The organism is Kitasatospora griseola, from assembly GCF_044999035.1.
Lineage (GTDB): Bacteria > Actinomycetota > Actinomycetes > Streptomycetales > Streptomycetaceae > Kitasatospora > Kitasatospora griseola.
In genome coordinates, this window is sequence record NZ_CP173360.1 from 2,838,339 (window position 1) to 2,854,813 (window position 16,475).

General features: G+C 73.9%; 11 protein-coding genes. 3 read left to right on the forward strand and 8 right to left on the reverse strand.

The features are described 5' to 3' along the window. Positions 1-216: 216 nt before the first annotated feature. The 4 genes from ACI1MP_RS12815 to ACI1MP_RS12830 all read right to left on the reverse strand — a co-directional run bounded on the left by ACI1MP_RS12815 (position 217) and on the right by ACI1MP_RS12830 (position 6,235). Complete coding sequence (locus tag ACI1MP_RS12815) at positions 217-1,026, reverse strand: hypothetical protein (protein WP_404868705.1); 810 nt, start codon at positions 1,024-1,026, stop codon at positions 217-219. 43 nt (positions 1,027-1,069) lie between these two features. Further along, positions 1,070-2,734, reverse strand: coding sequence for an ATP-binding cassette domain-containing protein (locus tag ACI1MP_RS12820; RefSeq protein WP_404868706.1), 1,665 nt, complete (start codon positions 2,732-2,734; stop codon positions 1,070-1,072). Positions 2,735-3,005: 271 nt separating this feature from the next. Further along, a complete protein-coding gene (locus ACI1MP_RS12825) occupies positions 3,006-3,764 on the reverse strand; it encodes an NUDIX domain-containing protein (RefSeq protein WP_404868707.1) in 759 nt (252 codons plus the stop codon). Positions 3,765-3,991: 227 nt separating this feature from the next. Beyond that, entirely contained in the window at positions 3,992-6,235 is a 2,244-nt protein-coding gene (locus ACI1MP_RS12830) for a glycogen debranching N-terminal domain-containing protein (protein WP_404868708.1), read from the reverse strand. Positions 6,236-7,441: 1,206 nt separating this feature from the next. On the opposite strand from ACI1MP_RS12830, the gene ACI1MP_RS12835 reads away from it, so the two are divergent. Further along, entirely contained in the window at positions 7,442-8,755 is a 1,314-nt protein-coding gene (locus ACI1MP_RS12835; protein ID WP_388000140.1) for an alpha/beta fold hydrolase, read from the forward strand. 37 nt (positions 8,756-8,792) lie between these two features. Here the strand turns inward: ACI1MP_RS12835 and ACI1MP_RS12840 are convergent, their stop codons facing one another. Continuing rightward, a complete protein-coding gene (locus ACI1MP_RS12840; protein ID WP_404868709.1) occupies positions 8,793-10,295 on the reverse strand; it encodes a DUF4192 family protein in 1,503 nt (500 codons plus the stop codon). Between the two features lie 207 nt (positions 10,296-10,502). Between ACI1MP_RS12840 and ACI1MP_RS12845 the strand changes: the two genes are divergently transcribed. Then, complete coding sequence (locus tag ACI1MP_RS12845; protein ID WP_404868710.1) at positions 10,503-12,698, forward strand: RecQ family ATP-dependent DNA helicase; 2,196 nt, start codon at positions 10,503-10,505, stop codon at positions 12,696-12,698. Positions 12,699-13,014: 316 nt separating this feature from the next. Beyond that, positions 13,015-13,725: a hypothetical protein gene (locus ACI1MP_RS12850; protein ID WP_380342380.1), complete on the forward strand. Its 711-nt coding sequence runs from the start codon at positions 13,015-13,017 to the stop codon at positions 13,723-13,725. A 185-nt stretch (positions 13,726-13,910) separates the two neighbouring features. Here ACI1MP_RS12850 and ACI1MP_RS12855 read toward each other — a convergent pair whose 3' ends face one another. The 3 genes from ACI1MP_RS12855 to ACI1MP_RS12865 all read right to left on the reverse strand — a co-directional run bounded on the left by ACI1MP_RS12855 (position 13,911) and on the right by ACI1MP_RS12865 (position 16,440). Next, entirely contained in the window at positions 13,911-14,258 is a 348-nt protein-coding gene (locus tag ACI1MP_RS12855) for a hypothetical protein (RefSeq protein ID WP_404868711.1), read from the reverse strand. Positions 14,259-14,857: 599 nt separating this feature from the next. Next, complete coding sequence (locus ACI1MP_RS12860; RefSeq protein WP_380342326.1) at positions 14,858-15,541, reverse strand: ribonuclease HII; 684 nt, start codon at positions 15,539-15,541, stop codon at positions 14,858-14,860. Positions 15,542-15,810: 269 nt separating this feature from the next. Further along, positions 15,811-16,440, reverse strand: coding sequence for a TetR/AcrR family transcriptional regulator (locus tag ACI1MP_RS12865; protein ID WP_189273838.1), 630 nt, complete (start codon positions 16,438-16,440; stop codon positions 15,811-15,813). Between the last annotated feature and the right edge of the window lie 35 nt (positions 16,441-16,475).

Below are 16,475 nucleotides of genomic sequence, written 5' to 3' on the forward strand. Positions count from 1 at the left end.
CAGGACCGCGCTTCACGGCCCCGGCGTGAGGGTTGACGCCGGGTCGGCGGAGCTTGTCGCACCGTCAGCGCCGGTCACCGAATTCCGCGGTGTGCGAGGCGCCTGGGGGAGGTGCCTGCGGTGCGTGAGGTGCTTGCGGAAGGTGCCTGCGATGCGTGAGGTGCTTGCGGTGCTTGCGGTGCGCAGGCACGCCGGGGTCCGGGGCTGCGGGGATCACTACAGTGCGCGGCGGCGGAGCTGGGCCGCCAGTACGGCCAGCACCAACAGGGCGGCCGGGGCCAGCAGGGCGACGACGACCACTCTGTCCAGTGCCGCCGCCGTCCGGTCGGTGGCCTCGTGGACCAGGTTCAGGCCGTACTGGAAGGGCAGCAACTCCCCCACCCAGAGCGGCCAGTTCCGGCCGAAGTGGTGCAGCAGCAGACCGGCGGTGGGCTCCAGCAGAGCGGGCGTCGCGCAGGTGAGCAGGAACCCCACGACGGCACTGCGCACCAACGCCGCCAGCAGCAGGCCGGCCCAGCCGCCGGCCACCACCAGCGCCAGGTACGCCGGGAGCGGGCGACCGATCCCGCCCACCGCGAACGGACCCGCCGCCGGGGCGGGCGCCAGGCCCGGGAGGGCCGCCAGATCCGCGGGGCGCGGCTGTGCGAACACCGTCGAGGGGTCCACCGTGCCGGGCAGCGCGAACCGGACCAGCAGGGCGTTCACCACCAGCGTCAGCACCGCCAGCAGGACCGCTGCCGCCCCGACCACCACCAGCTTCGCGGCCAGCGCACCGAGCCGGCGTCCCAGGCGCACCCGGGACGCGGCCAGGCCCGGCCAGCGCATCTCGTTGCTGTACGCCAGCGCGCCGAGCGCCGCCGCGGCCAGCGCGGTCAGCGGGAGCGGCAGCCACGGGACCACGCCGGCCATCGCGCGCATCGCCCCCGGCACCGCCAACTTCCCTGCCGGGAAACGCTGGACCGCCACCGCCGCCAGCGCCGCGTTCAGCAGCACCGCCGCCGCGACCACCACCCACGTGGAGCGCACCCCGCGCAGCCGACGCACCTCACAAACCACCAACCGCACGGTCTCACTCACTCCCGTTCTCGTCGCCGACGGCGCGCCTGCGCACCGGACTCGCCCCGCTCTCGCCCGCCACCACCTGCGTCCGACCCACCGCCGGCCCGACCGGCCTGGCCTGGCCCGCCGAACGCAACTCCGCGGCATGGACCGGCCGGAGACGCACATGCGACCGCCCCTGCTCCGGCACCGGCTCCGGCTGCGCCTGCTGCTGCGACTGCGGCTGCGGCTGCGGCTGCGGCTGCGCGGGTGTTCGTCCGGCGGCCCGTCCGGGAGCCGAGGCGTGACCAACTCCGGTGATCCGGGCGGGAGTCAGCAGCTCCGCGTCGGTCGGGTTGGCGGCCAACTGCTCGGCGTCGAGCACGATCGGCGTGGGCGCGACCGGCGCGGGTTCGGCGGGTGCGACCGACCGCTCGAGGGGCACCCGGCGAAGTGGGGAGGCACCCCGAGGCGTCCGGCGGATGAGGTCGACGGGGGCCTCTGCCGGAGCGGACGGGGCGGGTGGCGCGGGCGGGTCGGGGACGAGGGCGGCGGCAGCCCAGCGACCGGTCTGCAGGCCGCGGTGGTCGAGGGTGCGGTGCTCGCCGGTCCGGCGCTCGGCGTCGGGTGCGGCGGCCGGGCGGCCGACGGTGGCGGGCCTCGGGGTGTCGGAGGCCGGGGCCGGGGCTGCTGCCGGGCCGAGGGCGGGAACAGGGCCGGTTCCAGGGGCGGGGGCGATCCGGGGCCGCTCACCGGTGTTCTGACGGACCGTCCGGATCACGACCTCTCCGGAGCGGCCCGAGCCGCTGGGCAGAGCGGCCGGGAACGAGATCGGGCGCTGCACCACCCGGTCGGCCAGCTCGTGCAGCAGGACGCCGTTGCGGTAGGCGAGTTCACCGATCTCGGTGCGGCCGATGCCGCTCACCGCGAGACCGGCTCCGCCCTCCCGCCGGACCTGCGCGCCCTGGGCGACCAGCAGGTCCGCGAGGCGGGCCATCTGCGGGCCGCGGACCAGGACTTCGGGGTGCAGCCGGGTGCGGCGGAACTCCACCACGGGCTGGTCGGCGGCCAGTCGACCGGCGTCCAGGGTGACCACCCGGTCGGCGAGCGCTGCGGCCTCCTCCGGGCTGCGGGTGGACATCAGCACGGTGCCGCCCGTCAGCGCGAAGGACCGCAGGTAGCCGTGCAGCCACTCCTCACTGCGCGGCGAAAGGCCCTCGGTCGGGGCGTCCAGGAGCAGCGTCGTGGGATCGCCGAGCAGGGCGGCGGCCAGGGCGAGCCGACGGTGCATGCCGGGCGAGAAGGTGCCGATCCGGTGGTCGGCGACGGGAGCCAGACGGACCTGCTCCAACAGGTCGTCGGCCCGCCGCACCGGGACGCCGACCGCCCCCGCCAACATCCGCAGGTGCGCCCGGGCCCGCTGGCCGGGGTGCCCGGCCTCCGGCCTGCCGGACGGGACCAGGACGCCGATCTCCCGCTCCGGACGCCGGATCCGCCGGTAGGTGCGGCCGCCGAACAGGGCCAGGCCGCGGCCGCGTTCGAGCTCCACCATCAGCCGGAAGGCAGTGGACTTGCCCGCCCCCTCGTCCCCCAGCAGCGTGGTGACCGTCCCCGGCCGGGCCTCGAAGGTCAGGTCCAGCACCGCCGGGGGATGGCCCCTTCGGTACGTCTTGGTCAGTCCGGTGATTTGGATCATCGCCGCCCGCTCCCTCGCCCGCCGACAGACCGGGGTTCGTCCGCCAGGCCTGAGCCTGCACAGTAGGACGCGGAAGCGTTGAAACCAGGCATTCCGGATGCATCGTGGACGGTGTTAGCGCCTAGCTCACCCGAACAGGGGACAGTGATCTCACGCCACTGACGCCTCCCCCATGAGCCGTCGCCGTCCCGCCCGCACGGAACCGGCCCATCTCATCTCACGAGCAACTCGTCCTCGGCGACGGCGGGTACGGCCCCGCCGAACTCGGGCGTCAGGCCTCGGGGCGGAGCATCGGCGGGTTGAGCACCGTCGCCCCGCCGGCGGTGAACAGCTGGGCGGGACGGCCGCCCTGACGGGTCGTCGTGTCGCCGGAGGGCAGCAGGAAGCCCGGGGTGCCGGTGACCTTGCGGTGGAAGTTCCGCGGGTCCAACACCACGCCCCAGACGGCCTCGTACACCCGGCGCAGCTCGCCGACGGTGAACTCCGGCGGGCAGAAGGCCGTCGCCAGCGAGGAGTACTCGATCTTCGACCTGGCCCGCTCCACGCCGTCCGCGAGGATCTGGCCGTGGTCGAAAGCCAGCAACTCGCCGTCGTTCCGGTCCACACCGAACAGCTCGCTGACCGGCGCCCAACGGGCACTGCTGGCGTCACCGCCCGCACGGGGCGAGGGCAGGTCCGGGGCGAGCACCAGGTACGCGACGCTCACCACCCGCATCCGGGGGTCACGCTGCGGGTGGCCGTACGTGGCCAGCTGTTCCAGGTGCGCACCGAACGGATTCTGCCCGGCCAGCACTTGGCCCGGCGCGGACTGTGCCCGCAGCCCGGTCTCCTCCGCCAACTCCCGGGACGCCGCCTCGGCCAGACCCTCGTCCGGCCGCACGAACCCACCGGGCAGCGCCCAGTAGCCCTGGAACGGCGCCTCGCCACGCTTCACCAGCAGGGCGCACAGCTCATGGTCGCGCACCGTCAGCACCACGAGGTCAACCGTGACTGCGAACGGGGGGAAGGCCGACGGGTCATAACGCGACATGCCGCCGATCTTAGTCGTCTCTCTGACGATAAACACAGACCACAGCCCTGCTCCCGTCTCCTCCGGCGTTCCTTCCCGTCCCCATTCCCGCCCGCCGGACCGTCCGTAGACCGTCCGCAGACTGCCCGTAGACCGCCCGCAGACCGTCCGCAGACTGCCCGTAGACCGCGTCCGTAGACCGCCCGCAGACTGCCCGTAGACCGCGTCCGTAGACCGCCCGCAGATCGTCAGCTGGCGGCCAGTTGCAGGAACGACGGAGCCTCCTCCACCACTGCGACACCGATCCGGCTGACCCGGACCGAGAACGGCTCGCCGGCCACCCGCAGGCCGGTCAGTTCCAGTGCACCCAGGGGTGCGGTGCTCGCCGGGCGGGTGGCCACCCGCCCGGACGGGACGTCGGGCCGGACACCGGCCAGCGAGAGCACCAGGTGAACGGCGGCGGCCGCCGACATGGCGGCCGGACGGCAGGCCGCCGGGTGCGGCACCGGTGGGCAGTCGGCGACCTTCTGCTCACCCGCGTACATCTCCGGCAGCCGGTACTCGAAGTGCGCGGACGCCTCCAGCAGGCCTTCCAGGAGGATCTCGGCCTCCCGCTCGAAGCCCGCGTCCACCAGCCCGCTCACCGCGAGCGCGGTCTCCTGCACCCGCACCACACCGCTGCGGTGGCCGAGCGGGTTGAACCGTGGGGACTTCGCGCTCAACGTCCGCAGGCCCCACCCGCAGTCGAGCTCGGGTGCCACCAGCCGCTGTGCGAGCAGCCTGGTCTGCTCCCGGTCGAGCAGGCCCTCGTGCAACTCGCCCTCGGCGGCCAGACCGACGTCGAACAGGTGCACCAGGGTGGAGGCGAGGGCCGGCACCGGCCGGTCCGACGCCAGCAGCGCGGCCGCCGGGCGGCCTCCTGACAGGTCGTCGATCCAGAACTGCGCGCGGAACCGTTCCCTCAACTCGGCCGCCCAGGCCCGCCACTCCGCCGCTCCGGGACGGTCGAACGCCTCCAGCAGGTCCGCACCCTGAAGCGCCGCGCGGTGCGCCTGCGCCTGAACTTCGCACCTGGCCGGACCGGGCCGCGCGGCCCGCTCCTCCGCCGAACGGCCGAGGTCGGTGACGAACCCGACCGGTCCGTCCGGCCCCTCCGCCACCGCCGCGCGCAGCGCCCCGAGGGCGCGCTCCGCGGCCGGCAGCAGCTCGGCGACCTCGGCCCGGGGCAGTCCCCAACGCCAGGCCTCCGCCAGCACGGTGACGAACAGCAGGGTCGCCTCCGTGGCCGTGCAACTCGCCGGCAGCTCGGGACCGCCGTGCCGCAGCGGCCCAGGGATCACACCGTCCATCGTCTGCGCCGCCGTGCCGCTCTCCGCACCGGGAGCGGGCGAACTGCCCGCTCCCTGGGCCGAGCCGGGCTGCGCTGCCGAAACGCCGCCCGAGCCGCCGGACGACCCACCGGCTCCCGCCGGGCTCCCGGCCTGGGACGGGCCGACCGGCGACAGACTTGACGCACCATCAGCAATGGCGCCCTCGGTCGTCCGGGCGGCACCCGCCGACTGCTGGGGTGCGAGGTGCTGGCGACGAGCCGTTGCGCGGAGCGTTCCGGCGGCGAGCCGGGTGCCGAGCGGCAGCGTCATCCGGGCCGCCCAGAGCGCATCCGCGGCGGTGAGGCCGAAACGCCATGGTGCGCCCGAGGCGGTGTAGAGATCGGTCGGACGGTCCGCGTCCGCGAGCAGCAGCCCGCTCAGTGTGTCCAGGGCACGGCCGACCAGGCGGGCGGCGCGACGGTCGTCTGCCCGGACCTCGGGCTCCGACCAGGGCAGCGGCACACCCGGGCCGCGCCCCGTCGGTGGACGACCCGTCGACGGGCTCTCCAGCTCCACCTGCAGGTCCACGGACCAGCGGGCCCCGGGCTGAACCTCCAAGTCCCACCGGAGCACGCCCGCGCCGGCCAGCACCGCGTGCGGCGACGGGCGAGCGCTGACGGTGGCCGCGCGACCCTGCCCGGCCCAACGCAGGCCCGAGGACTGGACCTGGCCCGGCAGGTCGGCCGAACGTCGGCCCGCCGCGATGTCGGTGAGCTGGCCCAGGTCGGTGCCCAGGGCGATCTCCAGCGGGATCCGGGCCGGCCGGGCACCGGTGTTCCGAACCGTCACTGTCTCCGCACCGTCCGCGTGCCGCAGCCGTTCGACCGTCAGCGCCGGATCCGGATCGAGGTCGCCCGGCACCCGGACCGAGCCGAGGAAGCGCGCCGCCGCCGCGGACGTCAAGGTGCCCTGGAGCGGAACCGGTTCCATGCCACCGAGCCGCAATTCCATCCTGGCCAGAGTCCGCACTCCGTGCCGGAAGAAGCCGTGGAGGTTCTGGCCCCGCAGCTGCCCGTCCGGGCCGGACGCCGCCATGCCCGGGGCGTTGACGCACAGGATGTCGTGCGCCGCCGAGGGCTGCGGCCGCGGCACCGCCGCCGGAGCCGCTTGACGGGCCGTCACCGGCGCGGCCGCACCGGCCACCTGCTCCGACCGAGCACCCGGCCCACCGGGCGACGCTCCGGGGGGAGCTGACGGGTGGTCGGCGCGTGGCGCTGCTCCGCCCCGCCCCGGAGCCGGCGCCCCTGGGCCCGGCCTGGTCGGGGTTCCGTAGGGCGGCGTGGCAGTCCCGTACGGCGGGGTCGGGGTGCCGTACGGCGGAGTCGCGGCACCGTGGGACGGAGCAGCCCCTGGGGCATACGGCGTGGGCGTGGTGAGGGTGCCGTACGGCGGGGTGGCCCCCGGCGCGTACGGCGTGGGCGCGGTGGGCGTGCCGTACGGAGGTGTGCCGAGCAGCACTCCCTGCGGCTGGGCAACGGCGCCCGCAAGTGGTGTGCCGTACGCCGGGGTTCCGGGCCCATGGATGCCGGGGGCAGCGGCACCGGGAACCACCGGGCCCGCGCCGGGCGCCCCAGGGGCGTAGCCGGTGGGTGTCGGCGCACCGGTGGGGGTGCCGTACGGGGGCGTGGCCTGACGGGGGTTCGATGGGCCGGCCGGGTGTGGGGGAACAGGGGGAGCCGATGCTCCGGCGGGTGCCGGAGTGCCGCCCGGTGCGGGCGGGTTGGTGGGCGGCAGCGGGTGGGACGCTGCGTGGGGTGGCCTTGAATCGGTCACCAGGCTCTCCTCCCCTCGGTCGGCCGACGGCTGCGTGCCCGGCCGGCCGCGAGCGTGCTCGATCGCGGACTGTGCTGCTCTGCCGCCGGAACACGCGGCTCTGACCTGGGCAGGACCCGACTGCTGGTGCCCCGCCCCGGCCGGGGTGGTGTCCCGGCCCGGACGCCAAGGTCGCCCGTGGCCCGGTCGCGCCGGGTCGAGCGACACGTGACCGGTGCCCGACACGGTCGCCCTGGCCGCTACTGGCCCGGCGGTGCCGGTTCGAATGGCGGCGTTCCGCAAGTTGAACGCAGCACACCTGTCCCAGGTCACGCCTGTCCGGCGGACCTCCGGTCGAATGCGGCCACGCACCGCCGTCCCTTCGGCGGTCTGCGGCCGACACCCGGGGTGCCCGCTGTGTCGTGGCGCCGTTCGGGGTTCTCCGCATGTGACGGACGGCCCCCGGCGGCTCCTGTCCGCCGTCAGGATACGGTGCGAGCACGACGACGGAACCACCGGTGACCTCGGTGATCTGCGCCGCAACCAGCCTGTGACCAGCTCACACCTAGGAGTTGCATGTCCTCCCTCAGCCGCATCCCCGGGATCGTCACCACGGACCATGTCTTCCGGGTGCCGCTGGACCACGGCACTCCGAGTGGCGAGGCGATCAAGGTCTACGCCCGCGAGGTGGTCGCAGCCGGACGCGAGCACGACGACCTTCCGTGGCTGCTGTACCTGCAGGGCGGACCGGGTGGCAAGGCCAACCGGCCGCTCGGCCGGGACGGTTGGCTGGACCGGGCGCTCGACGACCACCGGGTGCTGCTGCTGGACCAGCGCGGTACCGGCCGCTCCACCCCCGCCAACCGGCAGACGCTCGCCCGGCGCGGCGACGCCCGCCGGCAGGCCGACTACCTGGCGCACTTCCGCGCCGACTCCATCGTCCGGGACGCCGAGCTGATCCGCCGCCAACTGCTGGGCGAGGACGGCCGGTGGAGCCTGCTGGGACAGAGCTTCGGCGGCTTCTGCACCCTCACCTACCTCTCGCTGGCCCCGGAGGGCCTGCGCGAGGCGTTCGTCACCGGTGGCCTCGCCGGTCTCCGGCGCTCGGCGGACGAGGTCTACCGCGCGGCGTACCCGCGGGTCGCCCGCAAGAACGCCGGACACTACGCGCGATTCCCCCAGGACGTGGCGGCGGTACGGCGAATCGCGGCGCACCTGATCGAGCAGCCCGCGACCCTTCCGGACGGCGGGGTGCTCACCGTCCAGGCCTTCCAGGCGCTGGGCATGATGCTGGGCAGCGGCACCGGCTCCTACGTCCTGCACTACCTGCTGGAGGAAGCCTGGGTGGAGGGGCCGGACGGGTCGGAACTCTCCGACACCTTCCTGGCGGGGGCGCAGACGCACCTGTCCTTCGCCCAGGGGCCGCTGTACGCCGTGCTGCACGAGTCGATCTACGGGCAGCGCTCGGTCGATTCCGGCGCCACCGACTGGTCGGCGGAGCGGGTGCGCAAGGAGTTTCCCGAGTTCGACGCCGAGGCGGCGCTGGCTGCGGACCGACCGGTGCTGCTCACCGGCGAGATGATCTACCCCTGGATGTTCGAGACCGACCCGTCGCTGCAGCCGCTGCGCGAGACGGCTCAGCTGCTGGCCGAGCGCACCGACTGGCCCGACCTGTACGACCCGCAGCGCCTGGCTACGAACCAGGTACCGGTGTACGCGGCGGTGTACCACGACGACATGTACGTGGACACGGCACATTCGCTGGAAACCGCGGACGCGGTGGCCGGTGTGCGGACGTGGATCACCAACGAGTGGGAGCACGACGGGGTGCGGGTGAGCGGCCGCCGGGTGCTGGACCGTCTGATGCGAATGGCGCGGGGCGAGATCTAGCCGCTCGCCGCGCGGGCGGGGGATGAACGTACGCATGTCAGCCTCCGAGGAACTGCTGGTGTCGGGGTGCTCTGCTGCGGGCCCTGGGGATTCGTGGCGGTGCGGCCCCGAGCGCGCGCCGTCGGTGCTCACCGCCCGGTCGGCCGAAAGCGGCTGACGCTGCGTCGGGCGCGGAGGTCGGCTGACCGCCGCCTGGGCTGCCGTCCTCACCGGGCTCGGAACTGCCCGGCCCGGGCTCGGAGCACTCCCGGCCCGGCCCGGGTTCGCCCGGCCCCGCCTCGGCGGCTCGCACCGGCTCGATACTGTCGCGGGGTGTGGGCCCGGGCCGGACGGCGGGTGCTCCCGAGGGGCCGCCGGGCCGTTCGGCTCCTGTCCGCCCGCCGGGCGGCGGGAGTTCGGGGGCCGACGGGAGCCCCGCCCCGCGCAACCGGGTGGTGCGTTCGCTCCGGACCACCCGGAGCAGAGCCTCCGGGGCGATTCCGGAGTTCAGCGATTCGTAGAGCAGCTGGGCCAGGGTGTAACCGGGATCCAGTTCCAGTGCTCTGGCCAGCACGACCCTTGCCGTGGCGGGGTCGCCGGCCAACCAGGACGTCCAGGCCAGCAACGTCATCGGCGGGGCGGCCAGGTGCTCGAACGGGTCGACGCAGCGTTGGATGAGATAGCGCCACAGTTTCTGAGCGGTGGCGAGTTCGTGCGGTTCGGCGTATTCGGCGGCGCGATCGCGGCCCAGTTTGTCCTGCAGGCCGATCAGGAGACGGGCCGTGCGCTTGGTGTCGAGCTCCCGGGCGCCGTTGCGGAACTCGGCCATCGCGCTGGCCAGCAGCTCGTCCGTACGCTCTACCGCCGCATGGCGGCCGTCGGGGCCGGCCAGCTCACGGATGAACGGCGGCCCGGCGTCCTCCAAGGCGCGACGCTGCACCTCTCGGAGCGGCGGGCCCACCGGTGCCAGGCCGGCCACGATCGCCTTGCGGCTGCCCCGTGGGGCCAGGCCCGCGAAGGTGGCCGCGACGGCGAGCGAGCTGGGCTGGTGGGCAGCGCGGACCGGAGTGCCGTCCGGCGGACAGCAGTCGACTCCGGTGCACAGGAAGGACCACCAGCGGCTCGCGGAGACGCACAGCGCCTCCTTGACGATCACCTGCTCGTTCTGGAAGGCCTGAGTGAGTGCGGCCGCCAGTGGGCGGAGCTCCGCCAGTACGGCCTGAGCGCCCTCGGGCGCGGGCGTGCCGTCGGCGGGATCCCGGCACAGGTAGAGCAGGACTTGAACGGGGCGGCGGTCGCGCTGTTCGGACAGCTCGACCAGTAGCCGGGCGGATTCCTCGGCGGTGCGCTCCCAGGACTCCGGATCGGTCGGAATGTCGATCCGGATCACCCCGCCCTGGTCGAGCGAGGGGCCCTGCAGGCCCACCGCGACGATGCTGTCGTCGGGGAAGAAGCCCAGCAGGTAGGGGAGCATCTCCGCCATGTCGGCGGGGCCGCGCAGCCGGACCGGGAGGTGGCCGGGGAGCGGGGAGTGCTTGGTGGTGCGGTCGTCTGCGGTCATGGCGGAAAGCCTGGACCCGATTCCGCCACCACTGCGGATATTTCGTCTGCCCTGTGGATAAACCGGGGGGTTCAGCATCAGCTCCCCCGAATGGCGGACAATTCTGGCCCGAACAGCGCGATCCGGAGGCATATCACCGGATAAAAGCCAGGTTGTCCACAGCCTGGCATTCGCGGTCCGTCCGTGGAGCACGGTATCCATGACCTCATGCAGACGCGCGAACTCCACCTGACCACTCCAGCCGACCGCGACGCCGTCCGGGCCGCCGCGGAAGCGGTGCTGCACGACCTCGCCGGGCCCGCCGCGAGGCTGCGCGAGGACCAGTGGAAGGCGATCGAGGCCCTGGTGGTGGACAGTCGCCGCGCCCTGGTGGTGCAGCGCACCGGCTGGGGCAAGTCCGCCGTCTACTTCATCGCCACGGCACTGCTCCGCGCGCGCGGCGCCGGCCCGACGGTGATCGTCTCGCCCCTGTTGGCGCTGATGCGCAACCAGGTCGAATCGGCCGCCCGGGCGGGCATCCACGCCCGAACGATCAACTCGGCCAACCCGGAGGAGTGGGAGGAGATCCAGCAGGAGGTCGCCGACAGCCGCGTCGATGTCCTGCTGGTCAGCCCGGAGCGGCTCAACAACCCCGACTTCCGCGACCACGTGCTGCCCAAACTGGCCGCCTCCACCGGCCTGCTGGTGGTGGACGAGGCGCACTGCATCTCCGACTGGGGCCACGACTTCCGGCCCGACTACCGACGGCTGCGCACCATGCTCGCCGAGCTCTCCCCCGGCGTCCCGGTGCTGGCGACCACGGCGACCGCGAACGCCCGGGTCACCGCGGACGTCGCGGATCAGCTCGGCACCGGCGTCGGCGACGCGCAGGCCCTGGTGCTGCGCGGCCCGCTGGACCGGGAGAGCCTCAGCCTCTCGGTGCTGTCGCTGCCCGACCCGGCGCAGCGCCTGGCCTGGCTGGCCGACCATCTGGCCGATCTCCCCGGATCCGGCATCATCTACACCCTGACGGTCGCCGCCGCCGAGGAGGTCACCGAGTTCCTGCGCGAGCGCGGCTATCCGGTCGCCTCCTACTCCGGCCGGACCGAGGACGCCGAACGCCGCGAGGCCGAGGCCGCCCTGCTGGGCAACCGGGTCAAGGCCTTGGTCGCCACCTCCGCGCTCGGCATGGGCTTCGACAAGCCGGATCTCGGCTTCGTGGTCCACCTCGGCTCGCCGAGCTCCCCGATCGCCTACTACCAGCAGGTTGGCCGTGCCGGCCGTGGCGTCGACCGCGCCGAGGTGCTGCTGCTCCCGGGCCGGGAGGACGAGGCGATCTGGCGGTACTTCGCCTCGGTCGGCTTCCCCGCCGAGGAGCAGGTCCGTCGCACTCTGACCGCACTGGCCGAGGCCGGCCGCCCGCTCTCCACGGCGGCGCTGGAGACCTCGGTCGACCTCCGCCGCACCCGGCTGGAGACCATGCTCAAGGTGCTCGACGTGGACGGCGCGGTCCGCCGCGTGCGCGGTGGCTGGGAGTCCACCGGCCAGCCATGGCGATACGACGCCGAGCGGTACGCCAAGGTCGCCCGGGCCCGCGAGGCCGAGCAGCAGGCGATGCGGGAGTACGTCGCGACCGAGGGCTGCCGGATGGAGTTCCTGCGCCGCCAGCTCGACGACCCGGAGGCGGCCCCGTGCGGCCGTTGCGACCGGTGCACCCATGCCCGGCACTCGACCGAGGTGTCGGCCGAAGCCACCGGTGCGGCCCGCGCCGCCCTCGGCCGCCCCGGAGTCTCCTTCGAGACCAGGCGGATGTGGCCGACCGGCATGGAGTCCCTCGGCATCCCATTGAGGGGACGCATCCCTGCCACCCAGCAGGCCGAGCCGGGGCGCGCGTTGGGCCGGCTCTCCGACATCGGCTGGGGCAGCCGGCTGCGCACCCTCTTCGACGAACGCTCCCCGGACGGCCCGCTGCCGCGCGAGGTACTGGACGCCGTGGTCGGCGTGGTGGCGGACTGGGCACGCGGCCCGGGCGGCTGGGCCGGGCCGGCCGGTCCGGACGGCACCCGGTTGGAGCGCCCGGTCGGCGTGGTCGCCCTCGAGTCCTCCACCCGCCCACAGCTGCTGTCCGACCTCGCCGGCGGCCTCGCCTCGATCGGCCGGATGCCGCTGCTCGGCCGGGTCCAGTACGCCACCGGGGAGCCCCCGCACGGGCCGCGCAGCAACAGCGCCCAGCGACTGCGCTCGGTCGCCGGTGCGCTCGTGCTCTCCCCAGGGCTGGCCGACGCGCTGGCCGCAGCCCCCGGCCCGGTCCTCCTGGTCGACGACCTGGTGGATTCGGGCTGGACGCTGACGGTCGCGGCCCACCTGCTCCGTCAGGCCGGTGCCACCGCCGTGCTCCCCCTCGTCCTGGCCGTCCGGGGGTGAGGGCGATTCGGTCGAGCTCAGTGCCAGGCGCGGCGCACAGGCAGGCCTGGACGCCAGGTTCCGTTCACCGGACGGTTTCTGCCCGTACATGCCACGTACACCGCAAGGTCAGCCGGATGGCTCCACCTCAAGGTCGGGACATATCCGGCAGTTAGGCGGGTTCCGGGCGGCGTTTGTCACTTCATCATTGCCGCTCGGCCGCTCGCGCCCGAGAATTGGAAGGTATCCAGCGCCCGGTCCGTCGGACCCGGCCTTCGGCGTACGCCCGCACACCTTCGGGAGCGCGGGCACGGGAAGGAGGATCGTGATCAACGGCATCGACCGAGGTCCTTCCCACTACGACGGCCACCGGACCATCACGTTGCAGGAGTGGGAGCGCCTCGGCGTACCCCTCCTTCGCGCACCGCGAGAGTTCGTCACCGAACTTCACCAGCGGCACCTCCCGCAACCGGGCACCACCGTGGTCGCGGTGCTCGACCCCGAGCACCGGGTGGTGGCTTCCGCCTCCTTCGGCGTCCGCCCGCAGTTCAGCGACGGCTGGGACCACCGCAACGCCCTGCTCGGCCACCTCCGCCGGGTCACCCCGCACGACCTGAAGCGCATATCGCCGAGTCGCACCGCCGTCCTGCTGCGCTGCCGGGAAGGCGGGCCGGACTGGACCGAACAGGACGGGGCCTGGATGTGGGCCCTGCGCGCCGCCGCCGAACTGCACGGGCTGCGCTGCGGCTCCTACCTGACGCTGACTCCCGCCGGTTGGCGGTCCCTCGGCGACGGCCGACGCGGGCGCAACCCGCACTCCGGGTCGTGGGCGCTCGGCCCGGTCCACACCGTCACCGAACTGCCGCCGCGCGTCCCGTCCGACACCGACTCCGAGTCCGAGCGATCCGCATCGTCGCTCGCGGCGATACCGTCAGCGCCATCGGCACCGTCGGAGCCGCCGGTCGCCCCGGTCACGTCTCTGGAGGCGATCCGCGCCCTGGAGGCCGCCCGCGACAACCGGGCGATCCGCCGAACCGCCGCCCGCTGAGCAGTCGTTCGTCCACAGCGACCACTCGCCGAACCGGACGGCCGGGCCTCCAGGCCCGCGACACGAACACCCCAGCGCCCCGTAGGCGCCAAGGCACTCCGACGCCGCGGCACGACGACATCAGGACACGGCTACGCCCCGGCCCCGCCCGTAGGCGGAGCCGGACCGGTACGACGGGCGGACGGTCAGGCGAACAGCGGGGCGACGGTGTCCGTCTCTCCGCAGACCACCAGCAGCTTCGCGGCCCGCTCCAGCGCCTTGCGCGCCGCAGCGGTCACCCGCCCTGTGTGGTTCTCGTTGACCACCAGCACCACCACGTCCCGGCGCAACGTCCGGGTGGTGGCGGCGTCGGCGTAGAACACGTCTCCGCCGTCGGCGAGTTGAGCCCAGTAGCTCTCCTCGCCGAAGCTCAGCTCGTGTTCCTGCCAGGGGTGCGCGGCACCGACCGTCAGGACCAGCACGTCGCCGGGGCGGCGGCCGGACTCCAGCAGCGCGTCGACCGCTTCGTCGGCACGGTCCAGTGCCTCGGTCACGGCGACGGACAGGAGTTGGACGGTCGGCCGGCCCGGGCGCGACGCGGGGCCGGGCTTGGGTCGGGGTGCGGGCCGCTGACCGGGAATCGGGCGGTCCGCACGGGGCGGCGTGGGGCGCGGCGGACCGGGGCGAGGGCCCGGGACCGGAGCGGCGACGGCGGTGGAGGAAGGCATACGGGGGGCAGGTGCGTCCGACTTGTGGGGAAGGGGAACGCCGGGGCCCGGGATCGTCTCGTGAATCTCCGGCTCCTCGGGGAAGACAGGCATACCCGGATTCCTATCAAATGCCGGTCGGATGCGCACGGGCACCCCACCACTTGGAAGTCTGGCCCTCCGCACGCGGGCACACGACAACGTTCGAGTGACGGATGGATGAATGTTGACGAACCGTCAGAAACTGCAGAGGAGGCTACCCTCACGAGCCCCAGGAGGCCCGTGGGGGACTCCCGAGAATCACGGCGAACCATCGGATTGTTCGACCGCGCGAGGGCGCGTTGGGCCGCCGGAGTGCACGGCGCGCAGAGACGCCCGGGCCGCAGTACGGGGCCGATGGTGCAGGCGCGAAACCGAGGGCGCGCCGCGAGCGACACCGAAAGCGGTCAGAAGCCGAGCGAGAGCTGCTCGCCGGTATCGACCGGGACCCGCTGCCGCTTGAGGTGGCTCCAGCGCGGCAGGGCATCCATGTAGGCCCAGGAGAGGCGGTGGTGCTCGGTGGGACCGAGCTCCTCCAGTGCGGCACGGTGGGTCGGCGAGGGGTAGCCGGCGTTCTCCTCGAACGCGAACGCCGGGTGGTCCACCCCGAGTTCGGCCATCAGCGCGTCCCGCCGGACCTTGGCCAGCACCGAGGCGGCGGACACGCAGACGCACGACTGGTCGCCCTTGATCACCGTGCGAACCCGCCACGGGCCGCCCAGGTAGTCGTGCTTGCCGTCCAGGATCACCGCGTCGGGCTGCACCGGCAGCGCCTCCAGGGCGCGGACGGCGGCCAGCCGCAGCGCGGCCGTCATGCCGAGGTCGTCGCACTCCCGGGGCGAGGCGGCGCCGATCGCGTAGGCGGTCACCCAGTCCTCCAGGATCGGGACGAGCGCCTCCCGACGCCGCTCGGTGAGCAGCTTGGAGTCGGTGAGCCCCTCCGGCGGGCGGCGCAGCCCGGTGACGGCGGCACCGACCATGACCGGCCCGGCCCAGGCACCACGGCCCACCTCGTCCAGCCCGACGACCAGGCCGGCTCCGGCCCGGCGCAGGGAACGCTCGACCGAGTGCGTCGGAGGGTCGTACGGCATCGAAGGTTCCTTCACTGGACAGATCGACAGCCGGGCCCGCGCACGAGCACGCCCCGACTGCTTTCAGCCTACGCCGCCGCCCGGACAGCCTGGCCGCCCCGACCTGCCCGAGCAGGGCCCACACACGGCCCGCGAAGAGCCAGAACGCGCAGGACCCGAGCCACAACCCGGGCAGGGCCCGCGCAAGCCCCACACAGGCCCCAGAGCCGGTGCCGACCGACCCGAGGCTCACCGCCCGGCCGCGCCCGCGCTGCTCCACCCCGTGCGCGCTACGGTCTGACCATCGGCAGCAGCACCTGCCCGAGCAGCTCCTCGCCGAACTCCTCGTCGCACACCCCACCACAGAACTTGGCCCGGTACAGCAGCATCGCCGGCATCACGTCGGCGACCGTCGACACCGCGGCGCCCTTGCGGACATCGCCCCGGGCCTCGCCGCGGCGCAGGATGCCGAGGATGCCTGCGGCAGTCGGTTCGACCACCCGCTCGTGCAGGAAGCCCTTGAAGAACTCGGCGCGCTCGTGGTCGAGTTCACCCATCAGGGTGCGAACGGCCGCACCGAGTCGGGAGTTCAGCACCACGATGTAGCCCTGGACGACGTGCCGCAGCTCGGCCTCCGCGGAGCCGAGGTCGGGGATGCCGGTGGGGGGCGGCATGGCGGCGACCAGCGCGTCCATCACCAAGTCCGCCTTGGAGGCCCAGCGCCGGTAGAGCGCGGCCTTGCCGGTCTGCGCGGCGCCGGCCACCCCTTCCATGGTCATCCGGGCGAACCCGCCGGACGTGAGCTGGTCGAGCGCGGCCTCGAAGATCGCGGCCTCCAGCGCCTTGCCGCGCCTGCGCAGCGGAGCTCCCCCCGCGGGGCCGTCGGCCGACTGTCGCCGGTCCGGCTGATCCATCGTCATCCACCCTAAAAGACGGTTGCGTTCACTATCGGTGC